11 protein-coding genes and 1 pseudogene are annotated in these 13,443 nt (G+C 63.1%); 3 read left to right on the top strand and 9 right to left on the bottom strand.

Annotated features, from left to right (window positions below; translation table 11 throughout):
- Positions 1 to 110 (top strand): annotated as a pseudogene (locus GWE18_RS36705) (IS5/IS1182 family transposase); the annotation flags it as partial.
- A gap of 241 nt (positions 111 to 351) precedes the next feature.
- On the opposite strand, the gene GWE18_RS36700 reads toward GWE18_RS36705, so the two are convergent.
- Positions 352 to 2,016 (bottom strand): L-lactate permease, encoded by a 1,665-nt coding sequence (locus GWE18_RS36700; RefSeq protein WP_275190528.1) that lies wholly within the window; start codon positions 2,014 to 2,016, stop codon positions 352 to 354.
- Between the two features lie 296 nt (positions 2,017 to 2,312).
- On the opposite strand from GWE18_RS36700, the gene GWE18_RS36695 reads away from it, so the two are divergent.
- The gene (locus tag GWE18_RS36695) at positions 2,313 to 4,055 is read left to right on the top strand and encodes an ABC transporter ATP-binding protein/permease (RefSeq protein ID WP_275190527.1); all 1,743 of its coding nucleotides are present in this window, start codon (positions 2,313 to 2,315) and stop codon (positions 4,053 to 4,055) included.
- Positions 4,056 to 4,160: 105 nt separating this feature from the next.
- On the opposite strand, the gene GWE18_RS36690 is transcribed toward GWE18_RS36695, so the two are convergent.
- The 6 genes from GWE18_RS36690 to GWE18_RS36665 all read right to left on the bottom strand — a co-directional run bounded on the left by GWE18_RS36690 (position 4,161) and on the right by GWE18_RS36665 (position 10,951).
- Entirely contained in the window at positions 4,161 to 4,673 is a 513-nt protein-coding gene (locus tag GWE18_RS36690; protein WP_275190526.1) for an HPP family protein, read from the bottom strand.
- A 66-nt stretch (positions 4,674 to 4,739) separates the two neighbouring features.
- Complete coding sequence (locus tag GWE18_RS36685) at positions 4,740 to 5,747, bottom strand: TorF family putative porin (protein ID WP_275190525.1); 1,008 nt, start codon at positions 5,745 to 5,747, stop codon at positions 4,740 to 4,742.
- 406 nt (positions 5,748 to 6,153) lie between these two features.
- Complete coding sequence (locus GWE18_RS36680) at positions 6,154 to 6,528, bottom strand: hypothetical protein (RefSeq protein ID WP_275190524.1); 375 nt, start codon at positions 6,526 to 6,528, stop codon at positions 6,154 to 6,156.
- A gap of 221 nt (positions 6,529 to 6,749) precedes the next feature.
- Positions 6,750 to 8,075 (bottom strand): glycolate oxidase subunit GlcF, encoded by a 1,326-nt coding sequence (glcF, locus tag GWE18_RS36675; protein WP_275190523.1) that lies wholly within the window; start codon positions 8,073 to 8,075, stop codon positions 6,750 to 6,752.
- Positions 8,072 to 9,310: an FAD-binding protein gene (locus GWE18_RS36670; protein WP_275190522.1), complete on the bottom strand. Its 1,239-nt coding sequence runs from the start codon at positions 9,308 to 9,310 to the stop codon at positions 8,072 to 8,074. Before GWE18_RS36670 ends, glcF begins: the two co-directional genes overlap by 4 nt.
- 147 nt (positions 9,311 to 9,457) lie before the next feature.
- Positions 9,458 to 10,951 (bottom strand): FAD-linked oxidase C-terminal domain-containing protein, encoded by a 1,494-nt coding sequence (locus GWE18_RS36665; protein WP_275190521.1) that lies wholly within the window; start codon positions 10,949 to 10,951, stop codon positions 9,458 to 9,460.
- A gap of 232 nt (positions 10,952 to 11,183) precedes the next feature.
- Here GWE18_RS36665 and cycA point away from each other — a divergent pair, with 232 nt between their 5' ends.
- Complete coding sequence (gene cycA / locus GWE18_RS36660; protein ID WP_275190520.1) at positions 11,184 to 11,576, top strand: cytochrome c-550 CycA; 393 nt, start codon at positions 11,184 to 11,186, stop codon at positions 11,574 to 11,576.
- 266 nt (positions 11,577 to 11,842) lie between these two features.
- Here the strand turns inward: cycA and GWE18_RS36655 are convergent, their stop codons facing one another.
- Both GWE18_RS36655 and GWE18_RS36650 read right to left on the bottom strand, forming a co-directional pair.
- A complete protein-coding gene (locus GWE18_RS36655) occupies positions 11,843 to 12,136 on the bottom strand; it encodes an antibiotic biosynthesis monooxygenase (RefSeq protein ID WP_275190519.1) in 294 nt (97 codons plus the stop codon).
- A 187-nt stretch (positions 12,137 to 12,323) separates the two neighbouring features.
- Positions 12,324 to 13,289, bottom strand: coding sequence for an alpha/beta hydrolase (locus tag GWE18_RS36650; protein ID WP_275190518.1), 966 nt, complete (start codon positions 13,287 to 13,289; stop codon positions 12,324 to 12,326).
- Positions 13,290 to 13,443 lie beyond the last annotated feature (154 nt).

Raw genomic sequence — 13,443 nt, 5'->3', positions numbered from 1 at the left:
GCTTCTCCAAGCTCAAGCAATTTCGCCGCGTCGCAACCCGCTTCGAAAAGACCGCCCGAAATTACCGTGCCGTCGTCACTCTCGCAGCAATCATCTTATGGATGCGATAAGTGTCCACACCACCTAGGGCGTGTATTCATCGATCCGGATTGCCAGAAGCGAGGACGGCAGGCGCTGCTGCACTGGGCCTATGACAGCAGAAAGCTGTGAGGTCTCGCGCGGGCACCATCCACCGATCTTTCACGTGGCGCACTGTGAGGTGAGCACACTGGTAAGGCTCCCTCCCCCCTTGCGGGGGAGGGAACCCTTCTGTCGGTGCGTCCCTGACGAATCGTGCTGCCTCGACGGACGCTATTTGAGCACCATCATCGTGAACGGGTAGACGTAGGCCTGCAGCGTTACAAGCACGCCGACGAGGCAGGCCAGCACGATCGAATGCAGGAAGACGTAACGCAGGATCGAGCCTTCGTGGCCGTACCAGTTGGTCGCGGTCGAGGCGACGACGATCGACTGGGCGTCGATCATCTTGCCCATAACGCCGCCGGAGGAGTTGGCGGCGGCCATCAGCACCGGCGACAGGCCCAGCTGTTCGGAGGTGATCCTTTGCAGATTGCCGAACAGCACGTTGGAAGCGGTGTCCGATCCCGTCAGCGCCACGCCGAGCCAGCCGAGCAGCGTGCCGAAGAAGGGATACAGTACGCCGGTCGCGGCGAAGGCGAGGCCGAGCGTGGCGTCCACGCCGGAGAGCCGCGTGAGCGTGCCGATGGCAAGCATCGCCGAGATTGTGACCAGCGAGATCGCGCACAGCCTGACGGTGTGGCCATATTCGGCGATCATCTTCGCGGGCGAGAAGCCCATCAACAGGCCGGAAATGATAGCGGCGATCAGCATGCCGGTCCCGGTAAAGGACAAATAGGTGAACTCGAACAGCGCGGCCTCGGGCGTCGGTTTTGCGGCCACCGGTGGCACCTTGTTGATCAGGTTGTGCAGCTCAGGCACCTGATACTTCCAGACGAAGATCGAGTTCGCCCAATTCTTGAACGAGCCGCTGCCCCAGATCAGCATTACGACGCAGACGATGATCCACGGCAGCAGCGCGCTCCAAAGCTGCACCTGGCTGAGCTTGGCCGTATTGAGCGGCTTGGCCGGCGCCATGGTTGCCGCCGATTCATCTTTTCCGCGCAGTGCCGGGGACAGCCAAAGTTCGCGGGGCTGCCAGACCTTGAGGAACAGGATCAGGCAGCCCATCGAGATTAGCGACGCCCCGATATCGACGATCCACGGGTTGATGAAGTTCGAGATCACGAATTGCGGGACAGCGAAGGAGACGCCGGTGACGAGAATCGCGGGCCAGATCGCCGTCATGCCGCGCCAGCCGGCAAAGGCCCAGATCAACCAGAACGGCACGATCAGCGAGAAGAACGGCAATTGCCGGCCGACCATGGCGCCGAGGACATAGGGATCGAGGCCGGTCACGGACGCCAGCCCCTGGATCGGGGTGCCCAGCGCGCCGTAGGCGACGGGCGCGGTGTTGGCGATCAGCGAAAGGCCGGAAGCCGCAAGCGGCGAGAAGCCGAGCCCGATCAGGATCGCGCCGGTGATCGCAACCGGTGTGCCGAAGCCCGACGCACCTTCGAAGAAGGCGCCGAAGGCGAACGCGATCAGAAGCAGTTGCAGGCGGCGGTCGGTGGTGACGCCGCCGATCGCGCGTTGCAGGAGTTCGAACCGTCCGGTCTCGACCGTGATGCGGTAGAGAAAGATAACGTTGAGCACGATCCAGCCGATCGGGAAAAAGCCGACTACGACGCCGAGCAGCGAGGCGCGGATCGACATGTTCGCAGGCATCGTGAAAATGCCGATGGTGATCACATTGGCAACGATCAGCGCGATGATGGCCGCCAGATGCGCCTTGACCTTGCCGCTGGCGATCAGCACCAGCAGCGTGACAACAGGCATGGCAGCGGCGATCGTCGACAATGCCGTGTTGCCAAGCGGATTATAGTGTTGGTCCCACATTGCGGTTCTCCCACATTTTGTTATTGGCTTGCCCGGCAGCGTGGAGGGCCGGGCGCGGGTTGAGCGATTTGCGGGAACAACCTTGCAGGACGAGGTTGGGCTGCATTAATGCGCGCCAACGCTCACAACCTCGCGAAGTTCGATGGCCGCCGCCCCTCGCCGTCGCAGCCATGGTAGGGTCTAGCTGAGGGTTGCGACAAGTCGCCGCATGCAGGCAATTCCATAACCTTCGTAGTAGACCCTAATTCCTCAATGTCGTCAGGGCCTTAAGCCCCATTTTCCGGAGACGGTGATCTGTGAACAACATCCGCCCGAAGCTCACCACGGTATGGCGCATCGCCGCCCCCTACTTCAGCTCCGAGGACAAATGGGCCGGCCGCGGGCTGCTTGCCGCCGTGATCGCCATTGAGCTTGCAATCGTCGGCATCAACGTCCTGCTCAATCAGTGGAACGCCCGCTTCTACAACGCGCTGCAGGATCGAAACTGGGACAACTTCGTCAGCGAGATCATCTATTTCAGCGTGCTAGCGACCGTTTTTATCGTGCTGGCGGTCTACCAGCTCTATCTCAATCAATGGCTGCAGATCCGTTGGCGTCGCTGGATGACCGCGCAATATCTCAGCGACTGGCTGCATCAGGCCAACCACTACCGGATGCAGCTTCAGGGCGACGCCGCAGACAACCCCGACCAACGCATGACCGACGACGTCAAGCTGTTCGTCGATCGCACGCTCAACATCGGAGTCGGTTTGCTAAGCTCGATCGTCACGATCGCGTCGTTTGTCACGATCCTGTGGGGCCTTTCGAATGCCGCGCCGCTGCACATGTTCGGTCAGGATTATCCGATCCCCGGCTACTTGGTCTGGGGCGCGCTGATCTATTCGATACTCGGCACCATCCTGACCCATCTGATCGGCTGGCCGCTGGTCGGCATCGATTTCCGACAGCAGCAATACGAAGCGGATTTTCGTTTCAACCTGGTGCGCGTGCGGGAAAACTCGGAACAGATCGCGCTGCTGGACGGCGAGCAGGCCGAGCGCGAGCGCCTTATGGTTCGCTTCGGACGTGTTGTTGAAAACTGGCTAGCCATCATGAACCGGACCAAGAAAATAACGGCGTTTACGGCGAGCTACAATCAGGCTTCAGTGATCTTTCCCTATGTGCTGGTGGCACCGGCCTACTTCGCGGAGAAGATCCAACTCGGCGGCATGATGCAAACCGCGTCGGCGTTTTCGAACGTTCAGGGCGCGCTTTCGTTCTTCATCACCATCTACCGCCAACTGGCCGAGTGGCAGGCGGTGGTTAACCGTCTCGACGGGTTCGAGGCGGGCATCGTGGCAGCGCGCGAACTCGCCACCCGCGATGACCGAATTCACGTCACCGAGGCAGGCGACGGCGCCATCGATCTCAAGGGGCTGGTGCTGCGATTGCCGAACGGAACGCCGCTGGTGAACGCGAGTGGACTGAGTTTACGCAAGGGCGAGCGCACGCTGATGACGGGTCCCTCCGGCTCCGGCAAATCGACGCTGTTCCGCGCCATTGCCGGCATCTGGCCATTCGGGACCGGCTCCATCACGATTCCGGCCGGAGCAACAATGATGATGCTGCCGCAGCGACCGTATTTCCCGACCGGATCGCTGCGAGGCGCAATCGAGTACCCCGCCAAGGAAGGGACATTCACCGACGCTCAAATCGCCGACGCGCTCGAGCAGGTGGGATTGCCGAGGCTCGCATCGCAACTCGGCGAACATGGGCACTGGAACCGGACGCTCTCGCTCGGCGAACAGCAGCGTCTCGGACTGACCCGCGCGCTGCTGCACACGCCGCAGTATTTGTTCCTGGACGAGGCGACGGCGTCGCTCGACGAACCTTCGGAAGCAGCACTATATCGACTGCTCGAGAAGAAATTGCCGGCGACCACCATCGTCTCGATCGGCCATCGCTCGACGCTCGATGCCTTCCACCAGCGCAACATCGTGCTCGCCCGTGACGGCGATCGATTCGCGCTGCAGAAGGGAAAGAGCGCCGCTGCGTCGTAGGCGTGTAGCCTGTAGCCCGGATGCAGCGAAGCGCAATCCGGGGCTATTTCCCGAGGCGGGACTTTTCCCGGATTTCGCTTCGCTCCATCCGGGCTACGCTCTTTCTCACAGCCAGCGCCGCGGCCATGGCTGGCGGCGCACACCGCGGTGCCAGGCGTAGGAGAAGGCGGTGAGCAGCAGCGCGCCGGCCAGCACCGGCGCGAGCAGGAACGTCCATGGCAAATTGCCCGAGACCACCAGCAGCGGATTGATACCTGCCGGCGGGTGAAAGGTCCCGGTCACGTACATCACCAAAATCGACAGGCCGACGGCAGCGGCCGCCGCCCAGGCATGCGGCCCCGTCAACTTCAATACGGCCAGGCCGACCATGGTCGCCACGAGATGTCCGCCGATCAAAGCGCGCGGCTGCGCGGGCTCCACATCAGGCGATCCGATCACCAGCACGATCGAGGTGGCGAACGGAATCACCGCGAGCGGATAATGCGCGACGAAGGAGAAAAATTCCATGACGCCGATGGCGATCGCGCCGCCGAGGCCGGCTACCGCGCCCGCGACAATGCTGCGGTGATCGTTGCGGGAGATCGCCTTCTGCGCCGCGCGACGCCAATTCCGTTTCATCCGCTCCACCCAAAAGAAAGGGGCGGCAGATCGCTCTGCCGCCCCCTCGTATTCGACAGGAAGATCTTACTTCAGATTGGTCATCGCGGTCAGGTCAGCCGACAGCTTGACGATACCGGCGGCGCCGCACCACTTGGAGCCGACGCCACTCGGATTGATTGGCGTGAAGCTGCCGTTGAACACCGCGGTATGGTCGCTAGTGAAGGCGTTACAATCACCCTGAGACAGGTCGGTGTCGGAGTAACGGAAGTCCAGCGTGAACACCTTGTAGGTGAAGCCGATGCCGATGTTCCAGGTGTTGTAGTCGGCATAGTTGATGCCGTTCGGGAACGCGGCCACGCCGTAGAAGGAGTCGGAGGTACCGAGCCACTGACGGCCGAACTCACCCGATACATACATGCCGATGCCGCTGGCGCCGAACCAGGCGCTCGGCGCGATCGCCTTGCCGACGATCGACGCATAGGTGCCTTCGGCGCCGGTGTTCAGGAAGCTCGGCGTATAATAGACATTGCCGCCCAGCGAGAAATTGTCGTTGAAGGTGTAGTTCACCTTGCCGTAGACCTCGAAGAAGCTGAGATCCTTCTTGATGACGTTGGCGTTGAGTAGCGCGTTCTGCAGACATTCGACGCTGAGCGGAACGCCGGCGGCATCAGTCCCACCAGGAAATGCGTTGGCTGCGCCGTAGTGGCAGGTGCCGCCCGGATACAGGTAGCCCCAGGCACCGACGTCGACGGCGAAAGCGCCAAATGTGCCACGGACACCGCCGTAAGCGTCGACTTCAGCCGCGGCACGGTTGGGGAAGGAGATGCTCGCAGCACCCAGGCCGACATAGAGCTGAACGTCCTTGTTGACGTTGTAGCGCGGCTCGAAATAGGCGTTGACCGACGGCTTGTGGTTGGACTGGGTGATGCCGCGGAAGACGTAGTCGTTGGTGATCCCGGCGCCGAAGGCGATATCCCAGGGATCGAACGCGACCGGCGGCGGCGCCTTGACGGCCTTCAACCGCATATCCGCAGCGAGAGCCGGAGCCGATACCATTGCCAGCGCCGTTGCTAACAAAGCCAGTTTCTTCATGACGATCCCCATCACCCTTCTAGACAGTTCCGGTCCGGCGGCCCCCCAAGGGCAAGCGATAACCGACTGCGGCCAAATGTCTTAACGCGGTCACACAGTGGTCTGCGGCGTCACGATCGTGAAGCAAAAAAGGCAAGCATGTGCCGCCTTTTTAGGCGTTCGAGCCATTTCGATAAATGTTGTCCACGTGTGTTGCATTCCCACAACAATTTTGAGGGTTCCAAGGCCACCGGGCCCACCGTCGAGAACCGAGAAAGGCGACACCGGCGAACCATCCAAAGGACGCCTCTGCGAATCAACCTCCCCGTGAAAATACGGCTTCGGTCGCTTCGGAGACCGTCACGAAAAAGGCCGCAGCGATGGACGCTGCGGCCTTTCGAAAAGTTGTCTCGGGGGAGACAGCGACCTAGTGCTGATCGCCACCGTTGGAGGAGCTCGATCCCCATGACGGGTTGGACGGCTCCGGGGTCGCCCAACTCGACGCTGGTGCGGGCGCGGGTTCCGGCTCGGGCGCGGCCATCGCCGGCTCGGCCTTGGGAGCGGCGGGCTTGGCAGCCGCCTTCCTCTTCTTCGCCGGGCTCTTCTTTACGGCCTTCTTCGGCGCCGCCGCCTTTGACTTCTTGGCAGCCTTCTTGGCGGATTTCTTGGCGGACTTCTTTGCGCCCTTCTTCGCAGCCTTCTTTGCCGATTTCTTCGCGGCCTTCTTCGCGGACTTCTTCTTCGCCGCTACGGCCTTCTTGGCCTTTTTAGCCTTCTTGCCCTTCTTACTCTTCTTCGCCATCTGGTCCTCCTGTTGCCGCTGTCCGTGTCTGTCGGGCGCTTCGAATAGTCCGTGGGCCAGACCGGGGCGACACTTCTTCGAAGTGCCCTCCCGCTCCATCCCTTGTCCGGGCGCGATCTCCGGGCAAATGCTTTCGCCTCTGTCCCGAGGAAAAACCGGTCCCCAATCCGGCTATCCCGGCGCGGGGCAGGCTTTCCGGATCATGCCCGTAGGCCGATCGATCAATTCAATCCTGGGAATGATCCAGGCTTTGGACCTCCTGTCGCCCAATCGAGAAGCTCAATCGTGTGCACCACAGGAACTGACGTACCGCCGGCAATCTGAACCATGCATCCAATATTGCCTGCAGCGATCATGTCCGGTTTGACTGTCGCAATATTGGCGATCTTCCGATCGCGCAATCTGCTCGCAATGTCAGGCTGGAGAATGTTGTAGGTCCCCGCCGAACCGCAACACAAATGGCTCTCAGGCACATCTTTCACCACGAATCCATTCTTGGAAAGCAATTCTTTCGGAAGGCCTGTGATTTTCTGTCCGTGCTGCAGCGAACAAGCCGAGTGATAGGCCACTGTGATGTCGCCTTTCTGGCTCGATGGGTTAAGCGCGATGCCTGCGAGATACTCGGTGATATCCTTTGCCAGCGCGGATATTTGCGCGGCGCTTTCCGCGAAATCGCGGTCTTCGCGCAGCATGAAACCATAGTCCTTGATGACGGTGCCGCAGCCCGATGCCGTGATCAGGATGGCGTCGAGGCCGCCTTGTTCCGCCGCCTTTTTCCACAGCGCGATGTTGGCGCGCGCCCGCGCCAGCGCGTCGCCATCCTGCCCGAGGTGATGGGTGAGCGCGCCGCAGCATTGCTCGTCCTTGACCAGGACGACCTCGATGCCGTGGCGTGTCAGGAGGTTGATGGCGGCCTGGTTGATGCGCGGCGCCAGCACCTGCTGGGCGCAGCCCTGCAGCAGCGCGACCCGCCCGCGCCGCTCGCCCGCGGCCGCAAAGACGCTGCCGCCCGAGGGGCCCGGCGGGGGAAGGCCGTTCGGCGCGAGCGCCAGCATCGCCTTGATCCGCCGCAACAGGCCGGGTGTCGCCGCCGCTTTCGGCGCCGGCAACAGGCCTGCAAACGGCCGGGCTATCCGCGCCATGATCATGCTGGCACGAAACAGGCCTGGCCGAGGCAACACGAAAGCCAGGATCGCGCGCAGGGCCCGCTCGGCCAGCGGCCGCGAAAAATCCCGCTCGATCCGGACCCGCGCCTGATCGACCAGGTGCATGTAGTGCACGCCCGAAGGACAGGTGGTCATGCAGGCAAGGCAGGACAGGCAGCGGTCGATATGCTTGACCACCTCCGCGGTCGGCGGCTTGTCCTTTTCCAGCATTTCCTTGATCAGGTAGATGCGCCCGCGCGGGCTATCGAGCTCGTCGCCGAGCAGCACATAGGTCGGACAGGTCGCGGTGCAGAACCCGCAATGCACGCAGGCGCGCAGGATCTTGTCGGCTTCCGCGATATCGGGGTCGGCCAGTTGAGTGAGTGAGAATTCGGTTTTCATGTCGCTGACATCAGCATCATCCGGCCGCGGTTGAGGATGATCTTGGGATCGAAGCTGTTGCGCACACGCTGGCTCAACGCGGCGATGCCGGCGGGCTGCGGGTGGAAGACGTCGACACTTTGCCTGACTTGCTCGGACGCCCGGATCAGCAAGGCGTGGCCGCCAGCCGTCTCGACGCGTTGACGCGCCAGCGCTGCCTGCGCGTCCGGCTTGGGTGGCAGCGCTGCCCAGATCAGGCCGCCGCCCCAATCATAGATCACATCGCCCCCGGTATCACGCGCCAGCGCCTGGCCAAGCGCACCGCCCGAGGCCGGCGGACAGACGATCCGCCACACCGGCCACGCGCCCAGCGCGCCGCCTGCGGCGAAGGGTTCGACGTCGCGGATGGCGCTCCAGACCGTTGCCGAGGCCGCATCGTCCAGCGTTTCCACCGAACCAAACGGCGTCAGCGCCTTGCCCAGCGAATTGGCGCGATCGGCAACCGAAGCGGCGATGCCTTCGAGCCGCAGCAGCGTGACCGCCCGCCCCTGCGCGCCAAGGCCGGCAAGCGCGCCCGTCGCCGGCCGGAACGCCGAATTCGGCAGGTGCGCGGCGCCCGAGACGTCGTAGGGCGAGCCAAGTGCCGCGGTCATCGCCCGGTTCGCAGTCGCGTCGTCCAGCCCTGCGAGCATCAGCGTTCGCTCGCTTTCGGGTTTCGGCATCACCTTCAGCGTGACTTCCGTCATGACCGCAAGCGTACCCCACGACCCCGTCAGCAGCTTGCAGAGATCATAGCCGGTGACGTTCTTCACCACCCTGCCCCCGGTCCTGAAGCTGTCGCCGAAACCGGACACCGCATGCGCGCCGAGCAGATGATCGCGCGCGCCGCCGGCCTTGATGCGGCGGGGACCGGCCAGCCCCGCGCCGATCATGCCGCCGATGGTGCCGTTGCCGGAGACGCCGAGCAGCGCCGAAGTGTCGATCGGCTCGAAGGCGAATTGCTGGTTCTTGGAATCGATCAGCGACTGCACGTCGGCAAGGGGTGCACCGGCCTGCACGGTGATGATCAGCTCGTTCGGCTCGTAGGCGGTGACCGCGTTCAGCGCGGACACGTCGAGCACGGCATTGGTCGCCATCGGCTGGCCGATCAGCCGCTTCGAGCCATGGCCGATGATCTCCAGCGGCTGCTCGCCCGCGATCGCCGCGCGCACCGCCTGCTCGACGTCCTTGGCGTCTCGTACCTTGAGAGTATCCACGGCGTTACGCCTGTCCATCGCCGTCATCGTCCGCGAAGGCGGACGATCCAGTAATCGCAGCGGCCGGAGGTAAATATCGGCGGGGCGGCGTACTGGATACCCCGCCTTCGCGGGTATGACGATTGAGAAATTGGGAGAAGCTCATCACTAAAATCTCGGAATGTCCGGAAACGCCAGCTTGCCGGCATGGACATGCATGCGGCCGAGTTCAGCGCAGCGGTGCAGCGTTGGAAACACCTTGCCGGGATTGAGCAGGCCCTGCGCGTCGAAGGCGCATTTCAGCCGCTGCTGCTGGTTCAGGTCTACTTCCGAAAACATCTCCGGCATCAGGTCCCGCTTCTCGATGCCGACGCCATGTTCGCCGGTGAGCACGCCGCCGAACTCGACGCAGGCGCGCAGGATGTCGGCGCCGAAGGCTTCCGCCCGTTCGATCTCGCCGGGCTGGTTGGCGTCGTAGAGGATCAGGGGGTGCAAATTGCCGTCGCCGGCGTGAAACACGTTGGCGACGCGCAGATCGTATTTCGCCGAGAGGTCGCGGATGCGGGCGAGCGCTTTCGGCAGCGCGCCGCGCGGAATCGTGCCGTCCATGCAGAGATAGTCTGGCGAAATCCGCCCCACTGCCGGGAATGCCGCCTTGCGTCCGGCCCAGAACAGATTGCGCTCGGCCTCCGAGGTGGAAATCTGGCAGGTCGTCGAACCGCACCCTTGCGCGATCGCCTCGACGCGCTTGATCAATTCGTCGACCTCGACGCTCGGGCCATCGAGTTCGATGATCAGGAGCGCCTCGACGTCGAGCGGATAGCCGGCATGGACGAAGGCTTCGGCGGCGTGGATCGCGGGCTTGTCCATCATCTCCATGCCGCCCGGAATGATGCCGGCGCCGATGATCCGCGCGACGCATTCGCCGGCGGCCTCGACCTCGGCGAAGCCGACCATCAGGGCGCGTGCGGTCTCCGGCTTCTGCAGGATGCGCACCGTGATTTCGGTGATGACGCCGAGCAGCCCCTCCGAACCCGTGATGATTCCCATCAGGTCGTAGCCCGAATTCTCCGCCGTCTTGCCGCCGATCCTTAAAATCTCGCCCGACATCAGCACGATCTCGCAGCCGAGCACGTTGTTGGTGGTCATGCCGTATTTCAGGCAATGCACACCGCCGGAGTTCTCCGCGACATTGCCGCCGATCGAGCAGGCAATCTGCGACGACGGGTCGGGCGCGTAGTAGAAGCCGGCATGCGCCACCGCCTGGCTGATGGCGAGGTTGGTAACGCCGGGCTCGGTCACCACCACGCGGTTGTCGAAATCGATCTCGCGAATGCGCTTGAACTTGCCGAGCCCGAGCAGCACGGCATCGGCCAGCGGCAGCGCGCCGCCTGACAACGATGTGCCGGAGCCGCGCGGAACCACCTTGATGCCCTGCTCACCGCAATATTTCAGGATCCTGGAGACCTGTTCGGTGGTGTCGGGCAACACCACGACCATCGGCGGCTGCCGATAGGCCATCAGGCCGTCGGACTCGTAGGGCAGCATTTCGGCAGCACTGTCGATCACGCCCTCGCCCGGCACGATCGCGCGCAGCGCCGCCACGATTTCACTGCGGCGATCCAGGACCGCCTGATCGGAAGCCGGCATCATGATGGCCATGCGTGTCCTCCAGGCCCCGCGAATTAACGATTTGTGATGGCAAATCAAGCACGTCTACCGAAGTTTGGGTAGGCCATCCGAAGGTTGGATTGCCACAGTTCAAACGATCAGTTCTCTCTGGGACAAGTCTGCAATGATGAAACCTGTCAAAGTTTCGTGGCTTGTCCCGTCCAAGCGGGCCTGCCACAAGAAAATCCGACTCTGTCCCCTGGGAAGAAACGAAGAGCACCACATGAAAACATCGACTTTGAGCGCGCTGGTTGTCGTTACCTCATGGGCCGCAGCATCCGGCGCGCTGGCGCAGGATGCCGCCGCCGGCAAGACCTCGTTCAACAAATGCCTGGCCTGCCATGCAATCGGCGAAGGCGCCAAGAACAAGGTCGGCCCGGTGCTGAACGGGCTCGACGGCCGCAAGTCCGGCACCATCGAGGGCTATTCCTATTCGGAGGCCAACAAGAATTCCGGCATTACCTGGGGCAAGGACGTGTTCCTCGAATACATCAAGGACCCGAAGGCGAAGATCCCCGGAACCAAAATGGTGTTCGCCGGCATCAAGAACGAGAAAGAGGCAGGCGATCTCTGGGCCTATGTCTCCTCGTTCGACAAGGACGGCAAGCAGAAGTGAGAGCTGCGTTGTCCTCACCCTCCCCTGGAGGGGTCCGAGACGAGCGAAGCTTGCTCGTGGGTCGCCGCGTAGCGGCGGGGTGGGGTGACGGTCTCTCCACGTCCGACAGTGCCCGAGTGGAGAGATCACCCCACCCCGTCTAACATTTCGCTGCGCTCAATGTGAGCCGACCCTCCCCCTCCAGGGGAGGGTGAAGACAAACGTCGAGCCGATCTTCCGCTTCTTCGCTTTCCCTGCTGATTGATAGGGCTCCAGCGCTCGCCCGATCAAGCCAGCGTGTGCACGATCACCGGCCCCGCCGTCGCGGTCGCCGGCCCGGTCAGCAGCGGCGCGAGATCGTGCTCGATCCACGCCAGAGCGCGCTTGTTGGATTCTTCGGCCGCCGCAAAATTGCTGAACAGGCTGATCGCAATCACCGTGTCGTCGGGCGCATAGACCACGTAATAGCCCATGAATCCGTCGACCCCGCTGATGACGGGAATCGCGCCTTCCTTGATCCTGCGGGTGAGTTCTTCGGCCTTGCCGGGCTTGGCCTTGCCCTGACGAATGGCGGCGTACATCACGCTCTCCCTCGAAGGTCGGCTGCCCGATATCGCAACTCTCAGGTTCATCCCCGGCGGGACGAGCAGCGGAATCCCGCGCGCACCGATGGTACCTCATCCGGAGCCGTCAGGCCACGTGCGGTGTCACCGCCGTCCCTGATCGCGAGAAAAACGCGGGTCGATAGATCCCGGGCTCCCAGACCCATCAATCGGTCGCCGCTGCCGCCCTCAGCGTCATCGCGCCCATCATCGCCTCCACTTCTGCGATCGCGAGATCGGGCGCCGCTTGCTGAATCATGTGGCCGACGCCGGGCAGCACGATCAGCCTCGCATTCGGCGCAGCGGCGGCGAGCGGTCGCGAATGGATGCGGGTCGAGACCGTTTTGTCGGATTCATCGCCCGTGATGATCGTGATCGGCGCCGTGATCTCGGCGTAGCGCGGCGCTTGCTCGGCCACCGCCGCCTTTAACGTCACGAAGTCAAGCGCGTTGGCGATAAATTCGCGCGGCCGCAGCAGCAGCGGCGTCGCAGTGTCCCTGACAAAGTCGTCCGGCATGGTCTGCGGGAGGAAGACGACGCGCGCGCCGCGTTCGGCCAGCAAGTGGCCGAGCGGCAGCGTGATTGTATAGGCGAGCAGCGGGCCGATCACCGGCGTCGCGATGATCTTGTTGTATCGGCCGACGCCCCCCGGCCAGGGATAGGCGACCGGCGCCAGCATCACGAGACCCGCCACAGTTTGCGGCTCATCCAGCGCCATGCGCAGGCCGAGGGCGCCCGCCCAGGAATGCACCACGAAGATCGCCTGGCCGACGCCGAGCTTTGCCAAAGCCTCCCCGATCATCCGGCCCTGGATTTCGGGCGTCGAATCCTCCAGCCGGAGGCGGGTGCTCCAGCCATGGCCGGGACGGTCGATCAGGATCACGCGGTGCTTTCTGGCAAGCTGTTCCCCGACCGGCCGCCGCATCACCTCCAGATTGGAACTCGCGCCATGCAGCATCACGATCGGCGGGCCGGCCGCATCGCGCGGGCCGATATCCAGGATGTGGAGTACCCCACCCGCCACCTCGACCATCCTGCCCCGGGCTGGATGGGCGCGCTGTGCGAGAAAAACGCCAATTTGCGTGACCAGCGCCAGCACCGCCAGCGCTGCCGCTACAATCACTGCCGCCATCGAGAATTTCCGGCCTGTTTTCTGCACCGGCGAGCTACGGCCCGGATCGGTTGCGGGTTTCGGGATTGTCCACAGGGCCTCGAACCTGTGGATAGCGGGGTCATACTGCTGTCACTGGCAAATTTGTACAGTGGCGCTGACACTTTCGCCATGT

Origin of the sequence: Bradyrhizobium sp. CSA112 (assembly GCF_029051645.1) — a bacterium.
GTDB lineage: Bacteria > Pseudomonadota > Alphaproteobacteria > Rhizobiales > Xanthobacteraceae > Bradyrhizobium.
The sequence above is the reverse complement of the archived record's forward strand: the minus strand, read 5'-3'. Positions and strand labels throughout refer to the sequence as shown.